Source organism: Pseudomonas kermanshahensis, from assembly GCF_014269205.2.
Taxonomy (GTDB): domain Bacteria; phylum Pseudomonadota; class Gammaproteobacteria; order Pseudomonadales; family Pseudomonadaceae; genus Aquipseudomonas; species Aquipseudomonas kermanshahensis.
The window spans coordinates 106662-133437 of record NZ_JABWRY020000001.1 but is presented as its reverse complement, the minus strand read 5'-3'; the positions used below and the strand labels follow the sequence as shown (position 1 = coordinate 133437).

The 26776-nt window shown below is 57.5% G+C and carries 37 protein-coding genes and 1 pseudogene; 7 read left to right on the top strand and 31 right to left on the bottom strand.

What is annotated here, in order from left to right; all coding sequences use genetic code 11:
• Positions 1-298: 298 nt before the first annotated feature.
• From HU764_RS00690 to HU764_RS00680, 3 genes are read right to left on the bottom strand one after another with little or no spacing between them, the layout of a single operon-like run.
• On the bottom strand, positions 299-1072 hold the full coding sequence (locus HU764_RS00690; protein ID WP_186704103.1) for an SDR family NAD(P)-dependent oxidoreductase: 774 nt from the start codon (positions 1070-1072) through the stop codon (positions 299-301).
• Positions 1073-1094: 22 nt separating this feature from the next.
• Positions 1095-1880, bottom strand: a complete 786-nt coding sequence (locus HU764_RS00685) for a sulfite exporter TauE/SafE family protein (protein WP_027594881.1) — start codon at positions 1878-1880, stop codon at positions 1095-1097.
• A 31-nt stretch (positions 1881-1911) separates the two neighbouring features.
• Positions 1912-2937 carry a TauD/TfdA family dioxygenase gene (locus HU764_RS00680; protein ID WP_099452747.1) on the bottom strand — a complete coding sequence of 342 codons (1026 nt, stop codon included), beginning with the start codon at positions 2935-2937 and terminating at the stop codon, positions 1912-1914.
• A 442-nt stretch (positions 2938-3379) separates the two neighbouring features.
• On the opposite strand from HU764_RS00680, the gene HU764_RS00675 reads away from it, so the two are divergent.
• The 6 genes and pseudogenes from HU764_RS00675 (at position 3380) to HU764_RS00650 (ending at position 7722) form a co-directional block, all read left to right on the top strand.
• Positions 3380-4774, top strand: coding sequence for an aminotransferase-like domain-containing protein (locus tag HU764_RS00675; RefSeq protein WP_186704102.1), 1395 nt, complete (start codon positions 3380-3382; stop codon positions 4772-4774).
• A 257-nt stretch (positions 4775-5031) separates the two neighbouring features.
• Positions 5032-5526 carry a hypothetical protein gene (locus HU764_RS00670; RefSeq protein WP_186704101.1) on the top strand — a complete coding sequence of 165 codons (495 nt, stop codon included), beginning with the start codon at positions 5032-5034 and terminating at the stop codon, positions 5524-5526.
• A gap of 18 nt (positions 5527-5544) precedes the next feature.
• On the top strand, positions 5545-5922 hold the full coding sequence (locus HU764_RS00665) for a hypothetical protein (RefSeq protein WP_186704100.1): 378 nt from the start codon (positions 5545-5547) through the stop codon (positions 5920-5922).
• Between the two features lie 273 nt (positions 5923-6195).
• Entirely contained in the window at positions 6196-6759 is a 564-nt protein-coding gene (locus tag HU764_RS00660; RefSeq protein WP_186682793.1) for a hypothetical protein, read from the top strand.
• 259 nt (positions 6760-7018) lie between these two features.
• Positions 7019-7312 (top strand): annotated as a pseudogene (locus HU764_RS00655) (RHS repeat-associated core domain-containing protein); the annotation flags it as partial.
• 17 nt (positions 7313-7329) lie between these two features.
• Positions 7330-7722: an Imm50 family immunity protein gene (locus HU764_RS00650; protein ID WP_186682791.1), complete on the top strand. Its 393-nt coding sequence runs from the start codon at positions 7330-7332 to the stop codon at positions 7720-7722.
• 86 nt (positions 7723-7808) lie between these two features.
• Here the strand turns inward: HU764_RS00650 and HU764_RS00645 are convergent, their stop codons facing one another.
• The gene (locus tag HU764_RS00645; RefSeq protein WP_027594878.1) at positions 7809-8360 is read right to left on the bottom strand and encodes a single-stranded DNA-binding protein; all 552 of its coding nucleotides are present in this window, start codon (positions 8358-8360) and stop codon (positions 7809-7811) included.
• A 9-nt stretch (positions 8361-8369) separates the two neighbouring features.
• Complete coding sequence (locus HU764_RS00640) at positions 8370-9764, bottom strand: MFS transporter (protein ID WP_085274033.1); 1395 nt, start codon at positions 9762-9764, stop codon at positions 8370-8372.
• A gap of 129 nt (positions 9765-9893) precedes the next feature.
• On the opposite strand from HU764_RS00640, the gene uvrA reads away from it, so the two are divergent.
• On the top strand, positions 9894-12728 hold the full coding sequence (uvrA, locus tag HU764_RS00635; RefSeq protein ID WP_186682789.1) for an excinuclease ABC subunit UvrA: 2835 nt from the start codon (positions 9894-9896) through the stop codon (positions 12726-12728).
• A gap of 67 nt (positions 12729-12795) precedes the next feature.
• On the opposite strand, the gene bfr is transcribed toward uvrA, so the two are convergent.
• The 26 genes from bfr to rplB all read right to left on the bottom strand — a co-directional run bounded on the left by bfr (position 12796) and on the right by rplB (position 26770).
• Positions 12796-13260 carry a bacterioferritin gene (gene bfr / locus HU764_RS00630; RefSeq protein WP_008089766.1) on the bottom strand — a complete coding sequence of 155 codons (465 nt, stop codon included), beginning with the start codon at positions 13258-13260 and terminating at the stop codon, positions 12796-12798.
• Between the two features lie 162 nt (positions 13261-13422).
• Positions 13423-14862, bottom strand: coding sequence for a catalase (locus HU764_RS00625; RefSeq protein ID WP_186704099.1), 1440 nt, complete (start codon positions 14860-14862; stop codon positions 13423-13425).
• Between the two features lie 172 nt (positions 14863-15034).
• Complete coding sequence (gene rplQ, locus HU764_RS00620; protein ID WP_003255451.1) at positions 15035-15421, bottom strand: 50S ribosomal protein L17; 387 nt, start codon at positions 15419-15421, stop codon at positions 15035-15037.
• Positions 15422-15463: 42 nt separating this feature from the next.
• The gene (locus tag HU764_RS00615; RefSeq protein ID WP_003255452.1) at positions 15464-16465 is read right to left on the bottom strand and encodes a DNA-directed RNA polymerase subunit alpha; all 1002 of its coding nucleotides are present in this window, start codon (positions 16463-16465) and stop codon (positions 15464-15466) included.
• A 22-nt stretch (positions 16466-16487) separates the two neighbouring features.
• Positions 16488-17108 carry a 30S ribosomal protein S4 gene (gene rpsD / locus HU764_RS00610; RefSeq protein WP_009681977.1) on the bottom strand — a complete coding sequence of 207 codons (621 nt, stop codon included), beginning with the start codon at positions 17106-17108 and terminating at the stop codon, positions 16488-16490.
• Positions 17109-17123: 15 nt separating this feature from the next.
• Complete coding sequence (rpsK, locus tag HU764_RS00605; RefSeq protein WP_003255454.1) at positions 17124-17513, bottom strand: 30S ribosomal protein S11; 390 nt, start codon at positions 17511-17513, stop codon at positions 17124-17126.
• 18 nt (positions 17514-17531) lie between these two features.
• The gene (gene rpsM / locus HU764_RS00600) at positions 17532-17888 is read right to left on the bottom strand and encodes a 30S ribosomal protein S13 (RefSeq protein WP_003255457.1); all 357 of its coding nucleotides are present in this window, start codon (positions 17886-17888) and stop codon (positions 17532-17534) included.
• Positions 17889-18019: 131 nt separating this feature from the next.
• Entirely contained in the window at positions 18020-18136 is a 117-nt protein-coding gene (rpmJ, locus tag HU764_RS00595) for a 50S ribosomal protein L36 (RefSeq protein WP_002555468.1), read from the bottom strand.
• Between the two features lie 28 nt (positions 18137-18164).
• The gene (secY, locus tag HU764_RS00590) at positions 18165-19496 is read right to left on the bottom strand and encodes a preprotein translocase subunit SecY (protein ID WP_003257108.1); all 1332 of its coding nucleotides are present in this window, start codon (positions 19494-19496) and stop codon (positions 18165-18167) included.
• Positions 19497-19931, bottom strand: a complete 435-nt coding sequence (gene rplO, locus HU764_RS00585) for a 50S ribosomal protein L15 (protein WP_003255461.1) — start codon at positions 19929-19931, stop codon at positions 19497-19499.
• 3 nt (positions 19932-19934) lie between these two features.
• Positions 19935-20111: a 50S ribosomal protein L30 gene (gene rpmD / locus HU764_RS00580; protein ID WP_008089798.1), complete on the bottom strand. Its 177-nt coding sequence runs from the start codon at positions 20109-20111 to the stop codon at positions 19935-19937.
• A 2-nt stretch (positions 20112-20113) separates the two neighbouring features.
• Positions 20114-20614, bottom strand: a complete 501-nt coding sequence (gene rpsE, locus HU764_RS00575; protein ID WP_003255465.1) for a 30S ribosomal protein S5 — start codon at positions 20612-20614, stop codon at positions 20114-20116.
• 3 nt (positions 20615-20617) lie between these two features.
• Positions 20618-20968, bottom strand: a complete 351-nt coding sequence (gene rplR, locus HU764_RS00570) for a 50S ribosomal protein L18 (protein WP_008089801.1) — start codon at positions 20966-20968, stop codon at positions 20618-20620.
• Positions 20969-20978: 10 nt separating this feature from the next.
• Positions 20979-21512 carry a 50S ribosomal protein L6 gene (rplF, locus tag HU764_RS00565; RefSeq protein WP_027594874.1) on the bottom strand — a complete coding sequence of 178 codons (534 nt, stop codon included), beginning with the start codon at positions 21510-21512 and terminating at the stop codon, positions 20979-20981.
• A 12-nt stretch (positions 21513-21524) separates the two neighbouring features.
• The gene (rpsH, locus tag HU764_RS00560; protein WP_027594873.1) at positions 21525-21917 is read right to left on the bottom strand and encodes a 30S ribosomal protein S8; all 393 of its coding nucleotides are present in this window, start codon (positions 21915-21917) and stop codon (positions 21525-21527) included.
• Positions 21918-22126: 209 nt separating this feature from the next.
• Positions 22127-22432: a 30S ribosomal protein S14 gene (gene rpsN, locus HU764_RS00555; RefSeq protein ID WP_012316516.1), complete on the bottom strand. Its 306-nt coding sequence runs from the start codon at positions 22430-22432 to the stop codon at positions 22127-22129.
• A 13-nt stretch (positions 22433-22445) separates the two neighbouring features.
• On the bottom strand, positions 22446-22985 hold the full coding sequence (gene rplE, locus HU764_RS00550) for a 50S ribosomal protein L5 (protein WP_003255474.1): 540 nt from the start codon (positions 22983-22985) through the stop codon (positions 22446-22448).
• A gap of 20 nt (positions 22986-23005) precedes the next feature.
• Positions 23006-23320: a 50S ribosomal protein L24 gene (rplX, locus tag HU764_RS00545; protein WP_003255476.1), complete on the bottom strand. Its 315-nt coding sequence runs from the start codon at positions 23318-23320 to the stop codon at positions 23006-23008.
• 11 nt (positions 23321-23331) lie between these two features.
• A complete protein-coding gene (gene rplN / locus HU764_RS00540) occupies positions 23332-23700 on the bottom strand; it encodes a 50S ribosomal protein L14 (protein ID WP_002555479.1) in 369 nt (122 codons plus the stop codon).
• A gap of 23 nt (positions 23701-23723) precedes the next feature.
• Entirely contained in the window at positions 23724-23990 is a 267-nt protein-coding gene (gene rpsQ / locus HU764_RS00535) for a 30S ribosomal protein S17 (protein WP_003255478.1), read from the bottom strand.
• A 2-nt stretch (positions 23991-23992) separates the two neighbouring features.
• The gene (rpmC, locus tag HU764_RS00530) at positions 23993-24184 is read right to left on the bottom strand and encodes a 50S ribosomal protein L29 (RefSeq protein WP_002555481.1); all 192 of its coding nucleotides are present in this window, start codon (positions 24182-24184) and stop codon (positions 23993-23995) included.
• Positions 24184-24597, bottom strand: coding sequence for a 50S ribosomal protein L16 (gene rplP / locus HU764_RS00525; RefSeq protein WP_003255479.1), 414 nt, complete (start codon positions 24595-24597; stop codon positions 24184-24186). The genes rpmC and rplP overlap by 1 nt, the downstream gene beginning before the upstream one ends.
• 12 nt (positions 24598-24609) lie before the next feature.
• Positions 24610-25296, bottom strand: a complete 687-nt coding sequence (gene rpsC / locus HU764_RS00520; protein ID WP_003255481.1) for a 30S ribosomal protein S3 — start codon at positions 25294-25296, stop codon at positions 24610-24612.
• Between the two features lie 13 nt (positions 25297-25309).
• Positions 25310-25642, bottom strand: coding sequence for a 50S ribosomal protein L22 (gene rplV, locus HU764_RS00515; protein ID WP_003103908.1), 333 nt, complete (start codon positions 25640-25642; stop codon positions 25310-25312).
• A gap of 11 nt (positions 25643-25653) precedes the next feature.
• Complete coding sequence (gene rpsS / locus HU764_RS00510) at positions 25654-25929, bottom strand: 30S ribosomal protein S19 (RefSeq protein ID WP_003255482.1); 276 nt, start codon at positions 25927-25929, stop codon at positions 25654-25656.
• A gap of 16 nt (positions 25930-25945) precedes the next feature.
• Positions 25946-26770, bottom strand: a complete 825-nt coding sequence (gene rplB / locus HU764_RS00505) for a 50S ribosomal protein L2 (RefSeq protein WP_027594872.1) — start codon at positions 26768-26770, stop codon at positions 25946-25948.
• Positions 26771-26776: the final 6 nt, after the last annotated feature.

Sequence of the window (26776 nt, the reverse complement as noted above, 5' to 3'; positions counted from 1 at the left end):
CAGCGCCTGTGAGATCGAGCGCCGCCCGCGCGGCGCTTCGCGGGGCAAGCCCGCTCCCACATCTGTTTCGGGCCAATTATTCCTGAGACATTGGCGCGCGGCCCCTTGGCGCCCGCCTCGATATCGCGTCGGACAAACAAGGCGGTCGCGCGCAAATGCCACAGGCCTCACTGGCCCGAAACAGATGTGGGAGCGGCGGTGCGGCGGTCCGACTTGCCCCGCGAAGCGCCGCGCGGGCGGCGCTCGATCTCACAGGCGCTGAAGCTGGTGTGTCGAACACCCTGCGCGCGCCCCTCTATCAAGCAGCGCCCAACGGCCTGGGCAGATTTCGCACCACATTCAGCGCCGCACTGCTCTGCGCCACCGGCATGATTTCGAGGGTGTTGATATTCACATGCGCGGGCTGCTCGGCGATCCACGCCACCGTAGCCGCGATGTCCTCCGGCAGGATGGCTTCCACGTCGCGGTACAGCGCCTCCACCGCGTCCAGGTCGCCCTTCAGGCGCACCACCGAAAAGTCGGTAGCCGAGCACAGGCCCGGCTCGATATTGCTCACCCGCACGCGGGTACCGGCCAGGTCGGCACGCAGGTTGAGGCTGAACTGGCGCACGAATGCCTTGCTGGCGCCATACACGTTGCCGCCTGGATAGGGATAGGTGCCGGCAATCGAGCCGATGTTGATGATCATCCCGCTGTCTGCTTCCACCATCTGCGGCAGGATCTTGTGGGTGACCATGGCCAGCCCGGTGATGTTTGTATCGATCATCCGCTGCCAATTCTCGGCGCTGCTGGCCTGGGCGCGATCGACCCCCAGCGCCAGCCCGGCGTTGTTGACCAACAGATCGATTTGCAGCGAGGCATCACGAATCTGCTCGACAGCCGTTTCAAGCGACGCAGGGTCGGTGACATCCAACGCCAAGGGGATGAAATTGACCCCCAGCTCACCCTCCAGCGCCTGCAGTTTGTCCATGCGCCGGGCGCCACCGATCACGCGGTAGCCCTTGGCAATCAACGTACGGCAGATGGCTCGGCCAAACCCCGAGGAGGCGCCGGTTACGAATGCGGTTTTCATCAGTTATCTCCGAGTAGGTAGGTCAAACCAGGTACTTCACGCCCAGGCTGGTGAACAGGCACAGCATCGAGAACACCAACACTTTGCGCACCACGTCGTTGCCTTTGCGCAAGGCCAGGGCACTGCCCATGTGGTTGCCGAGAATGTTGCAGGCCACCAGTGGCAGGGCCAGCAGGTACACAACCTTGCCGGCCATGATGAACGCCACCAAGGCGCCGATGTTGGAGGCGAAGTTGAAGGTCTTGGAGTTGGCCGAGCTGGAGACCAGGTCCATGCGCAGCAGGTAATGGAAAGCGATGATGAACATGCTGCCGGTGCCTGGGCCGAAGAAGCCGTCATAGAAGCCGATGGTCAGACAGGTCAACGGCACCACGGTGTAGAGCGTGCGCGGGGACAGTTCGCGCTCCTCGACCGGGCGGTCTTTGGGGGTGAGGAAGATCAGGATGCCGAACGGGATCAAAGCCAGGATGATCTTGCCCACGGTCTCCTGGGAGATCGACACGATCAGGTGCGCCCCCAGATAAGCACCGAGCAACGAGAACGGCACCCCGACCAGCGCCACCTTCCAAACCATCTTGCTGTTGGCCAGAAAGTTGCGGATGGCGGCCAGCGTGCCGAGTGTGCTCACCAGTTTTTCTTGCCCGAGAGCCACCTGAGGCGGCATGCCCACTAACAGAAACCCAGGGACCAGGAACAACCCGCCGCCACCGGCAATGCTGTCGACGAAGCCTGCAATGAACGCGATCGCCCCCAGCATCAGGATCGCCAGCAGCCAGTGTTCCGCCCAGAAAGCGCCTAACAGTTCCATATCGTTACTTCCATCGAGTCGTTGAGAAAGATCAGGAGCGCACTTCGTAGAGGTGGTCCGCACGGGCGAAATGCACTCGGTTCAGGTCGTTGACCGCGAACAGGCGCAACAGCCAGCGGTCGGCACCGTCGTTCTGCGGCTCGAAGCCATCACGGGCATGCAACACACGCTGATTCTTGAAAATCATGAAGTCGCCCGGCAGCAGCAGGTGTGGCTCGTCGAAGCGGCGGGTCTCCAGCACACCGCGCAAGCTGGCCAGGGCTTGCTCGGCACGCAGGTTCAGGCCGTGGGTGTTCTCGCTGTCGAAACGGCACAACCACTCGCCGGCATTGCCATGCGCCAGCACGGGCAACTCGGCGGTGCATCGCCGATTGGCGGTAAACGAGTCGGGGCGGCGGATTTCGAACTGAGGCAGGCAAAGCTCACGCACGGTGGCCGACGGCAGCGCCGCCACTACCGCATCGAGGTTGACCAGCGTTGTGCTGATGCGCGGGTCGCAGCGCATGCCAAAGAACGACAGGTATTCCGGGCAGCAGGAGGCCGTGCCGAGTGGTTCGGATGACAGCGGCAGGTCGGGGTTGTCGACGTGGTAGGAAAAACGTAGCCGCGAACCGTGGGAGCTCTTGTGGCTGGATGAAGTGCGTGCCGGAATGACATGGCGGAACAGCCGGCCGTCGTTCTCCCCCTCATAAACGATCGGGTTGATGCCCATCAGGCTCTGCATGGTCAGGCTGACCAGGCAGGCAATCGGCGTGCTGCGCGGGCTGAGCACACCCGAGTACGGCGTAGGAGGTACGTCACGGTCGCGTGGGCAATTGCGCACGATCATGCTGGTCAGTTGCGGGTCTTCAACGAAACCACGAATCTGCTGGCACAGTGCGTTGCCCAGCACCTCCTGCGCCTGATCCTTGAGCTGAGGGTAGAGCTCTTTGCTGGTTTCAAAATCGAGGGGGGTATTGTTCAGCAAGGTTTGCCAGGCACTTGAGGTTACCCAAGGCAGGCGGATCTCCAGTGAAGTCTGAGGCTCGGCTCCCTGTTGCAGGTGTGCGCTTTCCATTTCGAGTGATATTCCATTGAGCTAGCTTGAGGCCATTCGGTGTCGTGCTTAGCCGGGCAGAGGCGGCAGACGTTGTCTTTTTTTGAAGCCGTTCACAGCTGTGCGATGAGATAAGTGGAGCCTGGGCGGCACCCCGCAAATTGCATCGACTCAATCATTGTAATTACAAAAATAGAATCGACTCAATTTATTTCAGCATAGTGCGAGCACATCGATTGCATCGATTCAATCAACTTATTGATTTCAAAAGATTTCTGGAAAAACCACTGAATTCCCTGAAGCAGTTCGCCGAGCGCTGCCGAAGCTGAAGGACGTTCAGTCGCTCATCTGGCCGGCAAAAGCCAGCTCAATCGATGTAATTTGCCTACAAGAAAACACAATTACTCCTATCAGACCTTTCGTGCTAGGCTTCCGCGTTCTTGCAGCCTTTGGTGCCATTTCTATGTGGGTTCCTCACTACAGCGACCTGGCGCAGCCGGTCTATCTGATGATCGCCGACGCCCTCGAACAGGACATCGGCAGCGGCCGACTGACCGCTGGCGATCGCCTGCCGACCCTCAAGGACTTGGCCGAATCATTGAACGTGACGCCTGGCACCATTGGGCGCGCCTATGACGAAGCCGCCAAACGGGGCCTGGTGGTGGGCGAGGTCGGCCGCGGCACCTTTGTGTTACAGCAACGCCCGGCGCATGCGCCAGCCTCGGCAGCACGCCCCATGCCTGCGCCAGCCGAGCGCGAGAGTGGCCAGATCGACCTTTCGATCATCAAACCCAATGACGCGCACATGACCGACTGGTTGCGCGGGGCTATAAACGAACTGGCAGCATCTCCCGACCTGGCCCAGGTGCTCGATTACGTCACCGAGGGTGGTCACGCGACGCACAAGCAGGCCGGTGCGGCTTGGATTCAACGCTGGCTACCCGAAGCGAACTGGCAGCAGGTGGTGCTGACCTCGGGCGCCCAACACGGGCTGCTGGTGGCCATCAGCAGTTTGTCCAAGAACGATGACGTCATCCTCTGCGAGTCATTCTGCTACCCGGGCATCATTTCCCTGGCGCACAGCATGGGGCGCCGCCTGCGCGGCGTGGCCATGGACGAGCACGGTTTAATTCCCGAGGCCTTGCGCGCGGCGTGCCTGGAGCACCGCCCTTCCCTGCTGGTGTGCGTGACCACCCACCAGAACCCGACCAACTCGATCATGCCCCACGCGCGCCGTGAAGCCATCGCCGAAATCGCCCGCGAGTTCGACCTGTTCATCGTCGATGACGATATCTATGGCTTCCTTGAACCGGCCCCTGATTACAAACCGTTGGCGGCCTATGCCCCAGAGCGCTCGGTGTACCTGACCAGCTTGTCCAAAAGCGTGCTCCCCGCGCTGCGGATCGGTTACCTCTATGCCCCGCCCCAAACCCTTTCGCGGCTCTCGTCGATGGTGCGCAGCAGCGTCTGGATGCCCTCGCCGTTGATGGCGCAACTGGCCAGCAACCTGATCAACAGCGGCATGGCCGACCAACTGGTGCAGGTGCAGCAGGACGAAGCGGCCGCGCGCCAGCAAATGGCCCGCGAGATCCTGGGTAACTACAAGGTCCGCAGCCAGCCCAACAGTTTCCATCTTTGGCTGGAGCTGCCCGAGCCGTGGACCAGCGACGAATTTGCCACCCTGGCGCGCAACAATGGCGTCACCGTGGTCAGTGGCAGTCAGTTCCTGCCGGAGCGCAGCGCTGCCACCTGCGGCGTGCGTATCGCACTGATGACGCCAAGCCGCGCGGAGTTGGGCTTTGCCCTGACCAAGCTGGTCAGCTTGCTGGATTCGCCGGAGCCGCGGCTTTTTTACTAGGTTTTTGTACGAAAAGTATGGTCATCCATTGTTGTGGGAGCGGGCTTGCCCCGCGATCTGCCGCAACGCGGCAGCAAAGCCTGAATTCGCGGCGACTTTGACGCTGGGTCGGTTGCCACATTGCATACTTGCAAGCAGTGAACACCGCCACAGATCACGTAAAATCCCGCCAGGCACTCTCCCGCTGAAGCAACTCAACCTGTATATAATCCTTGTTGCAATACACACCAAGGATGGAAACAGTGCGATTTACATGGATGAAAGCAATACTGGCCGCTCTATTGGTCAGCTGTAGTGTTCTTGCGGTTGCGGGTGATAAGGAATGGAGTATTGGGAATATTGTGCCACCCAATGCATCTGCCACTGCACTTTGCCAGGCGTTTAGTACGAAATACGAATATGACTATCTCGGCATTGGCCCGGTAAGCCGGCCAGAGCCAAAAGTCGACCTCTACATGGCGAAATGTTTATTCCGCTTACCGAGGGCCTTTTGGAAGTGGTTCCACAAACAAGGTGACATGAATGATCTGAAGGGGCCTAATGGGCAGGTTTCGAAAGATGTAGCCGATGAGTACCACAAGGAGTGGTTGGAAAAAGGTAAGCCTAAGCCAGATAACAAGGGCGGGGGCGGGGGAATTGACGATATTCTAAACTTAGTACCTCCGCTAATACTTCCTCCTGGCTTTGAAGAGGCCTGCGAGGTGCATCCTACAATGTTCGGCTGCCCAAAGCCTAAACTTCCAATGTGCTAATTTTACAAGGTACCTAAGATGATTTATGAATGCAGCCTTGAGATTGTAATAAAAAATACTGACTGTTCAGAGCTTGCTGCATTGGCGATGAAACTGCCCAATAAATATATGAGTAGCGTAAGTTCAAAAACGGGTCATCTATCCATATCGATAAATGATTTCGATTTTAATGACTGGCTGGTGTTCGATAAAACTGCATGCGATTTTATCGAAGGGTTGAAGGTTCTTGGAGAAAGATTGGCGCTAGAGGATTCAGTTTTTAGGATTGCTGTTTATTACAGCCTTGATGAAACCGTAGTACTTCCATTAAAGTTTTCTAAGTCTTTGGTTAAGTTGATTTCAGAACTGTCTCTTTCACTCGACATGACAGGCTATCCATGTTCAGACGAAAGCTAATTCCTACAGTCGGACCATCTAATCTCAGTCTTGTAGGGTGGGTTATTTACCCGCGAGAAAAAGAGCGCTACGACTTGCCCCCCCGGTGTAGCGCTCCCCCCAATCTCCCGTCCTTCAGTCCCATCTCGCAGTCTCTCAATTACCTCTTCCATCGGTGATGGCGGAAGCTGTCCTATTCTTGTCCCACATCTGTCCTAAATCAGTATCAATCAATCCTGTCCTACCTCCCCGCAGGCAGCAGCTAATGGCACTGCAATTAAGGTTGATTAATGTATGATCATAGAAGATTTCAAAAACAGTATATGCCTTGAAAGCTACACTAGCTCACACGGATATTATGGATATTTTTATTACATTGGCAACAAGATAAGGCACGGGGGCGAGATTGCAATATCCATACTTGACAACCTAGTTAGGAAAGAGATTGAATTTGGAGTTTCCGCAATATCAAGCCTGACTCTAGGTTGTGATATAAGCGACCTGAAACCCCTGTATGAATACAGCGATTCAGATGTGAAGAAATTTATCGAGCCGCTATTAAGCTCACCCTATAGCATTGTTGACGGCGATGGATTCAGGAATGTACCAATTACAGAGGAGAATATAAATCTTCTCTATAAAGCCTATTATATCCAAATGACACTGGGCGGGCTTTGCGGACATATTTTCATCTATTTTGAGAGGCTTGGATTGTTTATATACCCGCATGACGATGTGGGCCTTGGATTTATTTCCACCAAGGTGAACCCAAGTGTGAATATATTTGACCCAGTAGATCGTGAGTTATTCAATATTCAGGTATTAGGTCAACGGAATCACAATCAACAAGGCCAGTAAATCGGGGAGCGGCCTACAAGATAAGCCCCCAAGGATCTTGATGAAATACTCGAGACAATTCACCTAATCATTACGCATCTGGTTTTGAGGAAGCATGTGAAGCGAATCCATCATGTTCGGCTACCAAACCCCAAAGATTCCTACGTGCTAATCAGGAGCAAAATGGAAAAAGATAGCTGAGTGCACACCAGAAATTAGGACAATAAAAATATTACCTGATGAAATACGCGAATTACGTGAAAGATTATGACGCGTAAATCGCTTGGCCTATGTACAGATCAACGACCAATTGGCGGCGCAGTACCGGTACAACAGCCTTGGCCAGCGCGTCGCCAAAATTACCAGCCAAGGCTTTACCACTTACTTGTAGGGCTTGAATCAGGATCCGCAGGGTTCAGGACAACAGACGTTGCTCAACCTGTGCTTTCCTGGGCAGTACTACGACGCTGAGAGCGGGCTGCACTACAATTACTTCCGTGGTCATGACCCGCAGACTTGGCGGTATGTCGAAAGTGATGCTATTGGCTTATCCGGCGGACTGAATACTAATGGGATTCTTAGCGAGGCAAAATGATTAATTGGACTGAACACCTTGTCGACCCGACAGCACTTAACTCCCTATACGGGGAGGACACGCCCTTACTAAAAGGTGTCAATGTGCATGGCATTGAAATTCAGCGTGATGGCCCAAAAGTCCTCCTAAGGTTTGACCTGAGGGAATTCCCCAATCACCCACCCACAAAGTGGAAAACCGCAGGATTCAACCGCATCCAGTTAAGACTGCTAGCCGTAGGCGTCAGAGAACTGCAAATTTCTGGCATGCAATCAAACTGCATGCTTGACCTAAACATTACGAAAGAAAACGGTATTATTCGTCTGAATGCTGATAACGGGGCTCTAAAATTGGAGATTACCGCTGAGCACGTCATGATAGACGGCGTAAGTGCTTACTGTGATGTATAACTTCTGTCGACACACTGCAGAAACGAAAGGCCCCGCTAGCGCGGGGCCTTTCAAAGACTGTTGTACAAACTCGTCTTTATCGTTGCTTAGAACGGAATATCGTCATCAAAGCTGTCAAAGTCAGCCGCCGGCTGCGGCGCTGGCTGCTGCGGCGCTGGGCGCTGAGGAGCCTGTTGCGGGCGCTGGGCCTGCTGACGTGGTGGCGCCTGGTTGTATTGTTGCTGCTGGCCACCCTGGTTGTAGTTGTTGCCACCACCCTGGTTGTACTGGTCGCCGCCACCTTGCTGGTTCTGCGGACGGCCGCCCAGCAGCTGCATGGTGCCGTTGATGTCGACGATGATCTCGGTGGTGTAGCGCTTGATGCCGTCTTTTTCCCACTCGCGGGTCTGCAGCTTGCCTTCGATGTACACCTGCGAACCCTTGCGCAGGTATTCGCCGGCGATTTCGGCAACCTTGCCGAACAGCGACACACGGTGCCACTCGGTACGCTCGACCTTCTGGCCCGACTGCTTGTCGGTCCACTGCTCGCTGGTAGCCAGGCTCAGGTTGGTCACGGCGTTACCGTTGGGCAGGTAGCGGACTTCGGGATCCTGGCCACAGGTGCCGACCAGAATGACTTTGTTAACCCCACGGGCCATAACGTTCTCCTAGGCTTCGCACGCCGAAGAGGCTGGGTTCACCAGACGCTCGAGGGTCGTACGGTCCAAAATTTTCGTATCCAGTTTGATATAGATGGCGGCTTCTTCTGCCACCACAACGGCGTCGGTCACACCCGGCACGGCCATCAGGCGTTCGGTCAACCCGGCTTCCCGGACTGCCTCGGGCGTCAGCGGCATGCGCAGGCTGGTCACATACGGCGGCTCGTTCATGCGCAACGCGACGACCAACCATACGGCACACAGCAGCGCGCAACCGAGGAACACCATGTTCAGCCCACCGTGCTGGAACAACCAGCCACCGAGGATGCCCCCCAGGGCGGCGCCCAGGAACTGGCTGGTGGAGTACACCCCCATCGCCGTTCCCTTGCCACCCGCAGGCGACACCTTGCTCACCAACGAAGGCAGCGAGGCTTCCAGCAGGTTGAATGCGGTAAAGAATACCACGGTGCCAATCACCAGTCCGCGCAAGTTGTCAGCCCACTGCCAGAAGAACACCTCGACCAGCAGCAACACACTGACCGCTCCGGCCAGTACGCGTTTCATCTTGCGCTTTTTTTCGCCGTAGATGATGAACGGGATCATTGCAAAAAATGAGATGAACAGCGCGGTCAGGTAGACCCACCAGTGCTCTTCCTTGGGCAGGCCGCCACGCTCGACGAAGGCCAAGGGCAGTGCGACGAAGCTGGCCATGAGGATGGCGTGGAGGATGAAGATACTGATGTCCAGGCGCAGAAGGTCCGGATGGCGCAGGGTCGGGCCCAGTGCCTGGCGGGCAACGCCCGACTCACGGTGCTGCAAGGTGCTGTGAGTGCTAGGCACGACGAAGGCGATCAGCAGGGTGCCCACCAGCGCAAGCCCTGCCGTGGACAAGAACAATCCTGACAGCCCGTAGGCACGGGTCAACAGCGGGCCGACGACCATGGCGACAGCGAACGACAGGCCGATGCTCATGCCGATCATGGCCATGGCCTTGGTGCGATGCTGTTCCCGGGTCAGGTCGGACAGCAGTGCCATGACGGCGGCGGAAATCGCCCCCGCGCCCTGCAGAATGCGCCCGGCGATGACCCCCCAGATAGAGTCGGCCTGGGCCGCCAGCACGCTGCCCAGGGCGAAGATCACCAGCCCCAGGTAAATTACCGGGCGCCGGCCGATGCGGTCGGACACCATGCCGAACGGGATCTGCAGGACCGCCTGGGTAAGGCCGTAGGCGCCAATGGCCAGGCCAATCAGCGCGGGTGTGGCACCGGCCAGGTCCATGCCGTAGGTGGCCAGCACCGGCAAGACCATGAACATGCCCAGCATACGAAAGGCAAAGACCAGGGCCAGGCCGCCTGCGGCGCGGGTTTCGCTGCCACTCATGCGCTCGTTGTGGGTGTCGTGCATGGATTAACCTCGTGTGAACCGGCGGCGATTCTATCAGTCCGACAGCTTGACGGCATATACGCGACGCTTTGCCGCGTACTGGCAGCGCGCCGTATACTTCTTTGTTTATGCCCGCCGAGCGAGGCCGCAGTGGACAAGATCCTGATTCGTGGGGCACGTACCCACAACCTGAAGAACATCGACCTGACCCTGCCGCGGGACAAGCTGATCGTCATCACCGGCCTGTCCGGGTCCGGCAAGTCCTCACTGGCGTTCGACACACTGTACGCCGAAGGCCAGCGCCGTTATGTCGAATCCCTGTCGGCCTATGCCCGGCAGTTCCTGTCGATGATGGAAAAGCCCGACGTCGACACCATCGAAGGCCTCTCCCCGGCCATTTCCATCGAGCAGAAGTCGACCTCGCACAACCCCCGCTCCACCGTCGGCACCATCACCGAGATCTACGACTACCTGCGCCTGCTTTACGCCCGCGTTGGCACGCCGCGCTGCCCGGACCACGACATCCCGCTGGAGGCGCAGACCGTCAGCCAGATGGTCGACCTGGTACTGGAGCGCCCCGAAGGCAGCAAGCTGATGCTGCTGGCACCGGTGATCCGCGAGCGCAAGGGCGAGCACCTGGCGGTGTTCGACGAGCTGCGCGCCCAAGGCTTCGTCCGCGCGCGGGTCAACGGCAAGCTCTACGAGCTCGATGAGCTGCCCAAGCTGGATAAACAGAAGAAGCACAGCATCGATGTGGTGGTAGACCGCTTCAAGGTCCGCGCCGACCTGCAGCAGCGTCTGGCCGAGTCGTTCGAGACGGCACTCAAATTGGCCGACGGTATCGCCTTGGTGGCGCCGATGGACGACGAAGAAGGCGAAGAGATGATCTTCTCCGCTCGCTTCGCCTGCCCGGTCTGTGGCCATGCGATCAGTGAGCTGGAGCCCAAGCTGTTCTCCTTCAACAACCCGGCCGGTGCTTGCCCGACCTGTGACGGCCTGGGGGTCAAGCAGTTCTTCGACACCAAACGCCTGGTCAACACCGAGCTGACCCTGGCCGAGGGCGCTATACGCGGCTGGGACCGGCGCAACGTCTATTACTTCCAGATGCTTGGCTCGCTGGCCGCGCACTACGGGTTCAGCCTTGAGGCGCCGTTCGGCGAGCTGTCGGCCGAGCACCAGAAGGTGATCCTGCAAGGCAGCGGCAAGCAGAGCGTCGACTTCAAATACCTCAATGACCGCGGCGACATCGTCAAACGCTCGCACCCGTTCGAAGGCATCGTGCCGAACCTGGAGCGGCGCTACCGCGAGACCGAGTCGGCCACCGTGCGTGAAGAGCTGGCCAAACTGCTCGGCACCCAACCCTGCCCTGACTGCCGCGGCACCCGTCTGCGGCGCGAAGCTCGGCACGTGTGGGTGGGCGAAAAAACCCTACCGGCCGTCACCAACCTGCCGATCGGTGAAGCCAGCAGCTACTTCGGCGAGCTGACCCTGACCGGGCGCCGTGGCGAAATTGCAGCGAAAATTCTCAAGGAAATCTGCGAGCGCCTGCAGTTTCTGGTCAACGTCGGCCTGGACTACCTCACCCTGGACCGCAGCGCCGACACACTATCGGGTGGTGAGGCCCAGCGCATCCGCCTGGCCAGCCAGATCGGTGCGGGCCTGGTCGGGGTGATGTACATCCTCGATGAACCGTCCATCGGTCTTCATCAACGTGACAACGACCGCTTGCTGGCCACCCTCAACCACCTGCGCGACCTGGGCAATACGGTCATCGTGGTGGAACACGACGAAGACGCTATTCGTTTAGCCGACTATGTGGTGGACATCGGCCCGGGTGCCGGGGTGCATGGTGGCCAGATCGTCGCCGAGGGCACGCCCGAGGAGGTCATGGCGCATCCTGACTCGCTGACTGGCAAATACCTGTCCGGGCGCAAGAAAATCGTCGTCCCAGCCAAACGCACGCCACGCGACAAGAAACTCTCGCTGAAGCTCAAGGGCGCGCGCGGTAACAACCTGCAGAACGTCGACCTGGAAATCCCGATCGGCCTGCTGACCTGCGTAACAGGCGTGTCGGGTTCGGGCAAATCGACCCTGATCAACAACACCCTGTACCCGCTCGCCGCTACCGCGCTCAACGGCGCGAGCAGCCTGGAGGCCGCGCCGCACAGCAGCATGGATGGCATGCAGCACCTGGACAAAGTGGTGGATATCGACCAGAGCCCGATTGGTCGCACACCGCGTTCGAACCCGGCAACCTACACCGGCATTTTCACGCCGATCCGCGAGCTGTTCTCGGGTGTTCCAGAATCGCGCTCACGCGGCTACGGCCCAGGGCGCTTCTCGTTCAACGTCAAGGGCGGCCGTTGCGAGGCCTGCCAGGGCGATGGCCTGATCAAGGTCGAGATGCACTTCCTGCCCGACATCTACGTGCCGTGCGACGTGTGCAAGAGCAAGCGCTACAACCGCGAAACCCTGGAGATCAAGTACAAGGGCAAGAACATCCACGAGGTGCTGGAAATGACCATCGAGGACGCCCGCGAGTTCTTCGACGCGGTCCCGGCGTTAGCGCGCAAGCTGCAAACCCTGATGGACGTAGGCCTGTCCTATATCAAGCTGGGCCAGTCGGCGACTACCTTGTCGGGCGGTGAGGCTCAGCGGGTGAAGCTGTCCCGCGAGCTGTCCAAGCGCGATACCGGCAAGACCCTGTATATCCTCGACGAGCCAACCACGGGCCTGCACTTTGCCGATATCCAGCAATTGCTCGATGTGCTGCACCGCCTGCGCGACCACGGCAACACCGTGGTGGTGATCGAGCACAACCTGGACGTGATCAAGACCGCTGACTGGCTGGTGGACTTGGGGCCGGAAGGTGGCTCCAAAGGTGGGCAGATCATTGCCAGCGGTACACCGGAAGAACTGGCCAAGATGAAGCAGTCCTACACCGGGCATTACCTCAAGCCGCTGTTGGAGCGTGACCGGGCCTGATTCGCCTGTGCATAAAAAAGCCCCTGGCACCGTAAGTGCCAGGGGCTTTTTATTGACTGTGGATAACTTACATCTGCGACTGCAGGTAGTTCTCCAGGCCGATAACCTTGATCAGGCCCTGCTGCTTCTCCAGCCAGTAGGTGTGATCTTCTTCGGTATCGGCCAACTGCGCGCGCAAGATGTCGCGGCTGATGTAGTCCTTGTGCAGCTCGCACAGCTCGATGCCTTTGCACAGCGCGGCGCGGACCTTGTATTCCAGCTTGAGGTCGGCTTCGATCATCTCCGGCACGGTGCTGCCGACTTCGAGGTCATCCGCGCGCATGTCGGGGGTGCCTTCGAGCATGAGGATGCGGCGCATCAGCGCGTCGGCGTGCTGCGTTTCTTCTTCCATCTCGTGGTTGATGCGCTCGTAGAGCTTGGACAGGCCCCAGTCTTCATACATACGCGAGTGAATGAAGTACTGGTCGCGTGCTGCCAGTTCGCCCTTCAGCAACGTGACGAGGTAGTTGATTACGTCCGGGTGACCTTGCATCGCCCTGCTTCTCCATGTGAAAACATCAATGGACATAGTGTGAACCACGTTTTGCTCGCGGTCACTGAAAAACGCGCAATTAGATGCAAAAAATCGGTTAAACAGTAGTGATATTCATTGAAAAACCGCCCAAATGAGGGCGGTTCTTCTTATCACTTCGACTTAGGCGAGATTCACGCCCAGCGCCTTGGCAATGCCCTCACCGTAGGCCGGGTCAGCCTTGAAGAAGGACTGCAACTGGCGTTGGATGACATCGTCGCTCACGCCTGCCATGGCGCCCGCGATGTTGTTGATCAGCAGGGCCTTCTGTTGTTCGTTCATCAAGCGGAACAGTGCACCGGCGTGGCTGTAGTAGTCATTGTCCTCACGGTGATCGTAGCGATCAGCCGAGCCATTCAGGGCCAGGGCAGGCTCAGCATGGCGTGGCGACTGCTTGGGTGCATCGCCATAGCTATTGGGCTCGTAGTTCGGCGCGCTGCCGTAGCTGCCAATAGCCATCGAACCATCACGCTGGTAGCTGTTGACCGCAGAGCGCGGTGCGTTGACCGGCAACTGCTGGTGGTTGGTGCCCACGCGGTAGCGATGTGCATCGGCGTAGGCGAACACCCGGCCCTGCAGCATGCGGTCAGGCGACAGCCCGACACCTGGGACCATGTTGCTCGGGCCAAACGCCGCTTGCTCGACCTCAGCGAAGTAGTTGAGCGGGTTACGGTTGAGCTCCAGTACGCCCACCTCAATCAGCGGATAATCCTTCTGCGACCAGGTCTTGGTCACATCGAACGGGTTCTCGTCACGGCTGGCGGCCTCGGCCTCAGTCATCACCTGGATGCACACGGTCCAGCGCGGGTAGTCGCCGCGCTCGATGGCCTCGAACAGGTCGCGCTGGGCGTAGTCCGGGTCTGTACCGGCCAAGCGTGCAGCGTCAGCAGGGGCGAGGTTCTTGATGCCTTGCTGGGTCTTGAAGTGCCACTTCACCCAGGTACGTTCACCGGCGGCGCTGATCAGGCTGTAGGTGTGGCTGCCAAAGCCGTGCATGTGACGGTAGCCGTCCGGGATGCCGCGGTCAGAGAACAGGATGGTGACTTGGTGCAGCGCCTCGGGCGAGTGTGACCAGAAGTCCCACATCATTTGCGCGTTCTTCAGGTTGGACTGCGGGTGGCGCTTCTGGGTGTGGATAAAGTCCGGGAACTTGAGCGGGTCACGGATGAAGAACACCGGGGTGTTGTTGCCAACGATGTCCCAGTTGCCTTCCTCGGTATAGAACTTGACGGCGAAACCACGCGGATCACGCTCGGTGTCAGCCGAACCACGTTCGCCACCGACCGTGGAGAAGCGCAGGAAGGTTTCGGTCTGCTTGCCGACCTGTTCGAACAGCTTGGCGCTGGTGTAGCCGGTGATGTCGCGGGTAACGGTAAAGGTGCCGTACGCGCCCGAACCCTTGGCGTGAACACGACGTTCTGGGATGTTCTCGCGGTTGAAGTGGGCGAGCTTCTCGATCAGGTGGAAATCGTCGAGCAGCAGCGGGCCGCGGGGGCCGGCAGAGCGGGAATTCTGGTTGTCAGCTACGGGTGCACCGCTGGCGGTGGTGAGAATCTTGCTCATGGGCTCTCCTTATCGGTCTAGAACTGCCGGCTAATCGGCTTGGATAGGAGTATTGACGAGCGGTCGCTTCAGGACAAATTCATTACATGACTTGTATCAATAGAAATTAACAATACTTGCAGACACAAAAAACCGGGCACAAGGCCCGGTTCTTTGTAGCAGACAGAACGTCTTACTCGGCAGCTTCTACAGCACCACCGACTGGACGATCAACCAGCTCGACGTACGCCATAGGCGCGTTGTCGCCAGCGCGGAAACCGCACTTCAGGATGCGCAGGTAGCCGCCCTGACGGGTGGCGTAACGCTTGCCCAGATCGTTGAACAGTTTGCCAACAGCGGACTTCGAACGGGTACGGTCGAAGGCCAGACGACGGTTAGCAACGCTGTCTTCCTTGGCCAGGGTGATCAGCGGCTCGGCAACGCGGCGCAGTTCCTTGGCTTTCGGCAGGGTGGTTTTGATCAGCTCGTGCTCGATCAGCGACACAGCCATGTTCTGGAACATAGCTTTGCGGTGAGAGCTGGTACGGCTCAGGTGACGTCCACTTTTACGATGACGCATGATTCATTCCTTACCAAACACTACGTTCGGTGATTACGACGATCAGGCGGTCGCCTTGTCGTCTTTCTTAAGACTTGCAGGCGGCCAGTTGTCGAGGCGCATGCCGAGAGACAGACCACGAGAGGCCAGGACGTCCTTGATTTCAGTCAGGGACTTCTTGCCCAGGTTAGGAGTCTTCAACAGCTCTACTTCGGTACGCTGAATCAGGTCGCCGATGTAGTAGATGTTCTCCGCCTTGAGGCAGTTGGCCGAACGTACAGTCAGTTCCAGGTCGTCAACCGGACGCAGCAGGATCGGATCGATCTCGTCTTCCTGCTCGACTACGACAGGCTCACTGTCACCTTTGAGGTCGACGAACGCGGCCAGCTGCTGTTGCAGGATGGTCGCAGCGCGGCGGATTGCCTCTTCAGGATCCAGGGTGCCGTTGGTTTCCAGATCAATGACCAGCTTGTCCAAGTTGGTACGCTGTTCAACACGGGCGTTTTCGACCACATAGGCGATACGACGCACCGGGCTGAACGAAGCGTCCAACTGCAGACGGCCAATGCTACGGCTTTCGTCTTCGTCGGTTTGACGGGAGTCGGCCGGCTCGTAACCACGACCACGAGCTACGGTGAGCTTCATGTTCAGGGCGCCGTTCGACGCCAGGTTCGCGATTACGTGATCGGGGTTGACGATCTCGACATCGTGATCCAGCTGAATATCGGCAGCGGTAACCACCCCCGAACCCTTTTTCGACAAGGTCAGCGTAACTTCGTCACGACCGTGCAGTTTGATAGCCAGGCCTTTCAGGTTCAACAGGATTTCAATTACGTCTTCCTGAACACCTTCGATCGCGGAGTACTCATGGAGTACGCCATCGATCTCGGCCTCGACTACTGCACAGCCAGGCATGGAGGACAACAGGATGCGGCGCAGCGCGTTGCCCAGGGTATGGCCGAAGCCACGCTCGAGAGGCTCGAGCGTGATCTTGGCGCGGGTCGGACTGACTACCTGCACATCAATGTGGCGGGGAGTCAGGAACTCATTTACCGAAATCTGCATGGATGCACCTATTTTCTAGCCCTTACTTGGAGTAGAGCTCGACAATCAGGTTCTCGTTGATGTCGGCAGACAGGTCGCTGCGAGCAGGAACGTTCTTGAAAACGCCCGACTTTTTAGCAGCATCCACGTCAACCCACTCAACGCGGCCACGCTGGGCGCACAGTTCAAGGGCTTGAACAATGCGCAGCTGGCTCAGCGACTTCTCGCGAACCGCGACCACGTCACCCGGACGAACTTGGTAGGATGGAATGTTTACAGTCTTACCGTTGACGCTGATCGCTTTGTGCGAAACCAGCTGACGGGACTCGGAACGAGTCGAGCCGAAGCCCATACGGTAGACGACGTTATCCAGACGGCACTCGAGCAGTTGCAGCAGGTTCTCACCGGTTGCGCCTTTTTTCGAGGCAGCAGCTTGGTAGTAACCGCGGAACTGACGCTCCAGAACACCGTAGATACGACGGACTTTTTGTTTCTCGCGCAGCTGGGTACCGTAGTCGGACTGACGGCCACGGCGCTGGCCGTGGATACCTGGGGCTGCTTCGATGTTGCACTTCGATTCCAGAGCGCGAACGCCGCTCTTCAGGAACAGATCGGTGCCTTCACGACGAGACAGTTTGCATTTTGGACCAATGTAACGTGCCATTCTTCTGTCTCCTGATTACACGCGACGCTTCTTCGGCGGACGGCACCCGTTGTGCGGGATTGGCGTCACGTCGGTGATGCTGGCGATCTTGTAGCCGCAGCTGTTCAATGCACGAACGGCGGACTCACGACCTGGACCTGGACCCTTGACGTTAACGTCGAGGTTCTTCAGACCGTATTCCAGCGCAGCTTGACCAGCACGCTCAGCAGCGATCTGTGCTGCGAACGGGGTGGATTTGCGCGAACCACGGAAACCCGAACCACCGGAGGTCGCCCAGGACAAAGCATTGCCCTGACGGTCGGTGATGGTCACGATGGTGTTGTTGAAAGACGCATGGATGTGGGCGATGCCATCAACCACTGTCTTTTTGACTTTCTTACGAGGACGAGCAGCAGGTTTTGCCATGTCTATATTCCTGGGCGGTTACTTGCGGATCGGCTTACGCGGGCCCTTACGGGTGCGTGCGTTGGTCTTGGTGCGCTGACCGCGAACCGGCAGACCTTTACGATGACGCAGGCCGCGGTAGCAACCCAGGTCCATCAAGCGCTTGATCTTCATGTTGATGTCACGACGCAGGTCACCTTCGGTGGTGAACTTCGCGACTTCGCCACGCAGGGTTTCGATTTGCTCGTCGCTCAGATCCTTGATCTTAGCGGCTGGGTTTACACCAGCGTCTGCACAGATCTTCTGCGCAGTTGTGCGACCGACACCATAGATGTAGGTCAGCGAGATAACAGTATGCTTGTTATCTGGAATGTTGACGCCTGCAATACGGGCCATTCAGTGGGACTCCAATTGACAGCTACCTACGCCCCGGAAGCCAAGAAATAGGGCGCGAGATAATATCGCTGTAGAAACGAATAATCAACCCAGCAGCACACTAGCTGCTGGGTTTGAAGCGACGATCACACTCAGCCTTGGCGCTGTTTGTGACGCGGTTCCGCGCTGCAGATCACTCGTACGACGCCTTCGCGACGGATGATCTTGCAGTTACGGCACAGCTTTTTCACCGATGCACGAACTTTCATTACCGACTCCTCGAACCTTAGGGGCGTATCAGCGCAGCAAACCGCTGCCACCGTAGCCTTTCAGGTTGGCTTTCTTCATCAGGGATTCGTACTGGTGCGAAACGAGGTGCGATTGTACTTGGGACATGAAGTCCATCACAACCACTACCACAATCAGCAACGAGGTCCCGCCAAGGTAGAACGGCACATTTGCTGCCACCACCAGGAACTGGGGCAGAAGGCAGACGGCCATCATGTAAAGAGCACCGAACATGGTCAAACGGGTCAGAACGCCATCAATGTAGCGAGCCGACTGTTCACCAGGACGGATACCCGGAATAAAGGCACCGGACTTCTTCAGGTTTTCCGCTACGTCTTTCGGATTGAACATCAGCGCTGTGTAGAAGAAGCAGAAGAAAATGATCCCTGCACTAAACAGCAAGATGTTCAACGGCTGACCAGGAGCGATCGACTGCGAGATGTCCTGCAACCAGCCCATACCTTCGGACTGACCGAACCAGGCACCCAGCGAAGCCGGGAACAGCAAAATGCTGCTGGCGAAAATAGCCGGGATAACCCCCGCCATGTTCACCTTCAACGGCAAGTGGCTGGTCTGCGCAGCGAAGACCTTGCGGCCCTGCTGACGCTTGGCGTAGTGAACGGCGATACGACGCTGACCACGCTCAATGAACACCACGAAACCGATAATCGCTACTGCCAGCAAACCGATTGCGACCAGGGCGAAAATGTTGATATCGCCTGTACGCGCAGACTCGAAAGACTGCCCGATTGCTCTCGGAAGACCGGCAACGATACCTGCGAAGATCAACATCGAGATACCGTTGCCCACACCGCGCTCGGTGATCTGCTCGCCCAGCCACATCATGAACATCGCGCCGGCCACAAACGTGGAAACCGCGACGACATGGAAGCCCAGGCCGACAGAAAACGCCACGCCCTGGTTGGCCAGGCCAATGGACATGCCAATGGCTTGGACCAGCGCCAGGATAACGGTGCCGTAGCGGGTGTACTGGCTGATCTTGCGACGGCCAGCTTCACCTTCCTTCTTCAACTGCTCCAGTTGCGGGCTGACCGCCGTCATCAGCTGCATGATGATCGATGCCGAAATGTACGGCATGATCCCCAGTGCAAAGATGCTCATGCGCTCAAGCGCGCCACCGGAAAACATGTTGAACAAGCTAAGAATGGTCCCCTCATTCTGCCGAAACAGATCCGCCAGACGGTCCGGATTGATGCCTGGAACCGGGATATGCGCACCTATCCGATAGACGATGATCGCCATGAACAGAAAGCGCAGACGAGCCCAGAGTTCCGACATCCCGCCCTTACCGAGCGAAGAGAGAGCACCTTGCTTAGCCATTTATTCCTCGAATTTGCCGCCAGCTGCTTCGATAGCCGCACGCGCACCCTTGGTGGCTGCGATGCCCTTGATGGTGACTGCGCGAGTAACTTCGCCAGACAGCATGATTTTCACACGCTGAATGTGCTGGTTGATCACGTTGGCATCCTTCAGGGATTGCACGGAGATCACGTCGCCTTCCACTTTGGCCAGCTCGGACAGACGCACTTCTGCGCGGTCCATGGCTTTCAGGGAAACGAAGCCGAATTTCGGCAGACGACGGTGCAGCGGCTGTTGACCGCCTTCGAAGCCCGGAGCGATCGAACCACCCGAACGGGAGGTCTGACCTTTGTGGCCACGGCCGCCGGTCTTACCCAGACCGCTACCGATACCACGACCCGGACGATGCTTTTCGCGACGGGAACCCGGCGCTGGACTCAGATCATTGAGTTTCATCGATTAACCCTCGACGCGCAGCATGTAGTAAGCCTTGTTGATCATCCCGCGATTCTCGGGAGTATCCTGGACTTCTACAGTGTGACCGATGCGACGCAGACCCAGACCCTTAACGCACAGTTTGTGGTTAGGGATACGGCCCGAGACGCTCTTGATCAGCGTTACTTTAACGGTTGCCATGATCAGAAGATCTCCTCGACGCTCTTGCCGCGCTTGGCAGCAATGGATTCAGGAGATTGCATGGCTTTCAGACCCTTGAAGGTGGCGTAAACCACGTTCACTGGGTTGGTCGAACCGTAGCACTTGGCCAGAACGTTCTGAACGCCAGCAACTTCCAGGACAGCACGCATTGCACCGCCGGCGATGATACCGGTACCTTCCGAGGCAGGCTGCATGTAAACCTTCGAGGCGCCGTGGGCAGCCTTGGTGGCGTACTGCAGGGTGGTGCCCTTCAGGTCAACCTGGATCATGTTGCGACGAGCAGCTTCCATGGCTTTCTGGATCGCAGCAGGTACTTCGCGCGATTTGCCACGGCCGAAGCCGACACGACCTTTACCATCACCAACCACGGTCAACGCGGTGAAGGTGAAGATACGGCCGCCTTTTACGGTCTTGGCAACGCGGTTAACTTGAACCAGCTTCTCGATGTAGCCTTCGTCGCGCTTTTGATCGTTATTTGCCATAACTTAGAACTCCAGCCCGCCTTCACGAGCAGCATCAGCCAGCGCTTTGACGCGGCCATGGTACTTGAAGCCGGAACGGTCAAAGGCAACTTGAGATACACCGGCGGCTTTCGCACGCTCAGCTACCAGCTTGCCAACCTTAGTGGCCGCGTCGATGTTGCCAGTGGCGCCATCACGCAGGTCTTTGTCCAAGGTCGAGGCGCTTGCCAGAACCTTGCTGCCGTCGGCCGAAATGACCTGGGCGTAGATGTGCTGCGAGGAGCGGAACACGCACAGGCGCACGACTTCGAGTTCGTGCATCTTGAGGCGTGCTTTGCGAGCGCGACGCAGTCGAGTAACTTTTTTGTCGGTCATTTGCTAGGCCCTACTTCTTCTTGGCTTCTTTACGACGGACTACTTCGTCCGCGTAACGCACACCTTTACCTTTGTAAGGCTCTGGTGGACGGAAGTCGCGGATTTCAGCGGCCACCTGACCTACCAGCTGCTTGTCGATACCCTTGATCAGGATGTCGGTCTGGCTAGGCGTTTCAGCGGTGATACCGGCTGGCAGTTCGTAGTCCACTGGGTGCGAGAAGCCCAGGGCCAGGTTCAGGATAGTGCCCTTGGCCTGTGCCTTGTAACCAACACCGACCAGCTGGAGCTTGCGCTCGAAGCCTTGGCTTACGCCCTGGACCATGTTGTTGACCAGAGCGCGGGTAGTACCGGCCATGGCGCGAGCTTGCTGGTCACCATTGCGAGCGACGAAACGCAGCTCACCAGACTCTTCGGTAACTTCAACAGACGAGTGAACGTTCAGTTCGAGAGTGCCTTTGGCACCCTTCACCGAAAGCTGCTGGCCGGCGAATTTGACTTCGACACCAGATGGCAGCTTAACGGGGTTCTTAGCGACGCGAGACATGTCTATCCCCCCTTAGAACACTGTGCAGAGAACTTCGCCGCCGACACCGGCAGCGCGCGCAGCGCGATCAGTCATCACACCTTTGTTGGTGGAGACAATAGACACGCCCAAACCGCCACGTACTTTCGGCAGATCGGTAACGGCCTTGTACTGGCGCAGGCCTGGACGGCTGGAGCGCTTCAGTTCCTCGATGACCGGACGGCCTTCGAAGTACTTCAGTTCGATCGACAGGGAGGGCTTGGCTTCGCCACTGACTTGGTAGCCAGCGATGTAACCTTCATCCTTCAGAACTTTGGCAACCGCGACCTTCAGCGTAGAGGAAGGCATGCTTACGACGGACTTTTCAGCCATCTGGGCATTACGGATGCGAGTTAGCATGTCCGCTAACGGGTCCTGCATACTCATGGGCTAGATGCTCCTGATACAAGAATTATTAGCCTTGCGGCTATCACAACCACCCGAGCGGATTGGGCAAAAAACCCAGGCTCAGGTGAGCCGGTCATTCTAGACACAAGGTAGAAACGAAACAAGCCCCATATAGGGGCTTGTTTGTTGGCGAGGTCACCGGCGGTCGGAAGATTGCTCCCCTTCCACCGGGATCACACCTGCAGCGATTACCAGGAGGCCTTGACCAGACCTGGTACGTCACCGCGCATTGCCGCTTGACGCAGCATGTTACGGCCCAGGCCGAACTTACGGTATACACCGTGAGGACGACCGGTCAGGCGGCAACGGTTGCGCAGACGCGCAGCGCTGGCATCACGTGGCTGCTTCTGCAGAGCGACAACGGCAGCGAAACGCTCTTCTGGAGAGGCGTTCAGGTTGACGATGGTCGCTTTCAGCTCAGCACGCTTTTTGGCGAACTTGGCTACCGTGAGCTGACGCTTCAGCTCGCGGTTTTTCATGCTCTTCTTGGCCATTTTCCTACTCCAATCAGTTGCGGAACGGGAATTTGAAAGCACGCAGCAGAGCGCGGCCTTCGTCATCCGAACGAGCAGTGGTGGTCAGGGTGATGTCCAAACCGCGCAGAGCATCGATCTTGTCGTAATCGATTTCCGGGAAGATGATCTGCTCTTTCACGCCCATGCTGTAGTTGCCACGGCCATCGAAGGACTTGGCATTCAGGCCGCGGAAGTCGCGAACCCGAGGCAGGGAGATCGCCAGCAGGCGGTCCAGGAATTCGTACATCTTGTCGCTACGCAGGGTCACCTTGACGCCGATCGGCCATCCTTCACGGACTTTGAAGCCCGCGATGGATTTACGAGCGAAAGTCACGACCGGCTTTTGACCGGTGATCTTTTCCAGGTCGGCAACAGCGTGCTCGATGACTTTTTTGTCGCCGATCGCTTCGCCCAGACCCATGTTCAGGGTGATTTTGGTAACGCGCGGAACTTCCATCACGTTCGACAGCTTAAGTTCTTCCTTAAGCTTGGGAGCGATTTCGTTCCGGTAAATCTCTTTCAGTCGTGCCATGGTCTTCTACCTAGCAGTGTTCAAGCATCAACCGCTTTTTGGGTCGACTTGAAGACACGAATTTTCTTACCGTCTTCTACTTTGAAACCAACGCGGTCAGCCTTGTTGGTTTCGCCGTTGAAGATGGCAACGTTGGAAGCGTGCAGAGGCGCTTCTTTCTCGACGATACCGCCCTGAACGCCCGCCATCGGGTTAGGCTTGGTATGACGCTTGACCAGGTTCACGCCACCGATGACCAGACGGTCATCAGCGAGAACCTTCAGCACCTTACCGCGCTTACCTTTGTCTTTGCCGGCGATCACGATGATCTCGTCGTCACGACGAATCTTTTGCATGTCGGATCTCCTTACAGCACTTCAGGGGCGAGCGAGACGATCTTCATGAACTTCTCAGTACGAAGTTCACGGGTCACTGGCCCGAAGATGCGAGTGCCGATCGGCTCTTGCTTGTTGTTCAGCAGAACAGCAGCGTTGCCGTCGAAACGAATGATGGAACCGTCAGCGCGACGTACACCGTGACGGGTACGGACGACAACAGCGGTCATCACTTGGCCTTTTTTGACCTTACCGCGCGGAATTGCTTCCTTGACGGTTACTTTGATGATGTCACCGATGCCGGCGTAACGGCGGTGCGAACCGCCGAGTACCTTGATGCACATGACGCGACGAGCGCCGCTGTTATCGGCCACATCGAGCATGGATTGAGTCTGAATCATAAAATTTCTCCGACCCCTAGCCCTTAGACTTCAACAGCGCGTTCGAGGACTTCAACCAGTGCCCAGGACTTGGTCTTGGCCAGCGGACGGGTTTCACGGATGGAAACCTTGTCGCCGATCTTGCACTGGTTGGCTTCGTCGTGCGCGTGCAGCTTAGTCGAACGCTTAACGTATTTACCGTAGATCGGGTGCTTTACGCGACGCTCGATCAGAACGGTGATGGTCTTGTCCATTTTGTCGCTGACGACACGGCCAGTCAGCGTACGGACGGTTTTTTCAGCTTCAGCCATGATCACTTACCTGCCTGCTGGTTGAGCACAGTTTTCACGCGAGCGATGTCACGCTTAACTTGCGAGAGCAGGTGCGACTGCCCCAACTGGCCAGTTGCTTTCTGCATACGCAGATTGAACTGGTCGCGCAGCAAGCCGAGCAGTTGCTCGTTCAGCTGCTGTGCCGATTTTTCACGAAGTTCATTCGCTTTCATCACATCACCGTCCGCTTAACAAAGGAGGTGGCGAGAGGCAGCTTTGCAGCAGCCAGGGCGAAAGCTTCGCGCGCCAGCTCTTCAGAAACACCCTCGATCTCGTACAGGACTTTGCCTGGCTGGATCTGGGCAACCCAGTATTCCACGGAACCCTTACCTTTACCCATACGAACCTCGAGAGGCTTCTTGGAGATCGGCTTGTCCGGGAAGACACGGATCCAGATCTTACCGCCACGTTTCACGTGACGAGTCAGAGCACGACGTGCCGACTCGATCTGGCGAGCGGTGAGGCGACCGCGAGCAACAGCTTTCAGGGCGAATTCGCCGAAGCTGACTTTGCTACCGCGCAGTGCCAGACCACGGTTGTGGCCAGTCATCTGCTTGCGGAATTTTGTACGCTTTGGTTGCAACATTTGGCGTACCCCTTACTTAGCAGCTTTTTTACGAGGCGCTGGTGCTTGTGGTTTCAGTTCTTCTTGGCGACCACCAATAACTTCGCCTTTGAAGATCCAAACCTTCACACCGATCACACCGTAAGTGGTGTGAGCTTCGTAGGTGTTGTAGTCGATATCGGCACGCAGGGTGTGCAGAGGCACACGACCTTCGCGATACCACTCGGTACGAGCAATCTCGGCGCCGCCGAGACGACCGCTCACCTGGATCTTGATGCCCTTGGCACCAATACGCATGGCGTTCTGTACGGCGCGCTTCATGGCGCGACGGAACATTACGCGGCGTTCCAGCTGCTGAGCTACGCTCTGCGCAACCAGCATAGCGTCGAGTTCCGGCTTGCGGATCTCTTCGATGTTGATGTGCACAGGCACACCCATCTGCTTGGTCAGGTCCTGACGCAGCTTCTCGACATCCTCACCTTTCTTACCGATAACGATACCGGGACGAGCGGTGTGGATGGTGATGCGTGCAGTTTGAGCCGGACGATGAATATCGATACGGCTTACGGACGCGCTTTTTAGTTTGTCTTGGAGGTACTCACGTGTTTTCAGATCCTTCAACAGGTAATCTGCGTAAGTAGCACCGTCTGCGTACCAGACGGAGGTGTGCTCCTTGACGATTCCCAGGCGAATGCCAGTGGGATGTACTTTCTGACCCATCTGATCGACTCCGTTACTTGTCCGCAACCTTGACAGTGATATGGCAAGACCGCTTGACGATGCGATCAGCACGGCCTTTGGCACGTGGCATGATGCGCTTCAGCGAACGCCCTTCGTTGACGAAGACGGTGGAGACCTTCAGGTCATCAACGTCTGCGCCTTCGTTGTGTTCGGCGTTGGCAACGGCCGACTCGAGGACTTTCTTCATGATTTCAGCGGCTTTTTTGCTGCTGAAGGCCAACAGGTTGAGCGCTTCGCCCACCTTCTTCCCGCGGATCTGGTCGGCGACCAAGCGGGCTTTCTGGGCGGAGATGCGAGCGCCCGACAACTTAGCGGCTACTTCCATTTCCTTACCCCTTAACGCTTGGCTTTCTTGTCAGCCACGTGCCCGCGATAGGTGCGGGTACCGGCGAACTCGCCCAGTTTGTGGCCGACCATGTCTTCGTTCACGAGAACTGGGACATGTTGGCGACCGTTGTGAACCGCGATGGTCAGACCGACCATTTGTGGCAGGATCATCGAGCGACGCGACCAGGTTTTAACTGGCTTGCGATCGTTCTTCTCCACCGCCACTTCGACCTTCTTCAACAGGTGAAGATCGATAAAAGGACCTTTTTTCAGAGAACGTGGCACTGTCGTATCCCTCTAGTTACTTGCGACGACGGACGATCATGTTGTCGGTACGCTTATTACCACGGGTTTTAGCACCCTTGGTTGGGAAGCCCCATGGCGATACCGGATGACGACCACCGGAGGTACGACCTTCACCACCACCATGCGGGTGGTCAACCGGGTTCATGGCAACGCCACGAACGGTTGGGCGAACGCCGCGCCAGCGTTTGGCACCTGCTTTACCCAGCGAACGCAGGCTGTGCTCGGAGTTCGAGACTTCGCCCAGGGTCGCACGGCACTCAGCCAGTACTTTACGCATTTCACCAGAGCGCAGACGCAGGGTCACGTAGACACCTTCGCGAGCGATCAGCTGAGCCGAAGCACCAGCGGAACGAGCGATCTGTGCACCTTTACCCGGCTTCAGTTCGATGCCGTGAATGGTGCTACCTACTGGGATGTTACGCAGCTGCAGGGAGTTACCGGCCTTGATTGGGGCCAGGGAACCTGCGATCAGCTGGTCGCCAGCGCTCACGCCTTTAGGGGCGATGATGTAGCGACGCTCACCGTCTGCATAGCACAGCAGGGCGATGTGAGCAGTACGGTTTGGATCGTATTCGATACGCTCGACAGTGGCTGGGATGCCATCTTTGTCGTTGCGACGGAAGTCGACCAGACGGTAATGCTGCTTATGACCACCACCAACGTGACGAGTGGTAATGCGGCCATTGTTGTTACGACCACCAGACTTCGATTTCTTCTCGAGCAGCGGTGCGTGAGGAGCGCCCTTGTGGAGCTCCTTGTTGACCACCTTGACCACGAAACGGCGGCCAGGGGAAGTCGGTTTGCATTTAACGATTGCCATGATGCA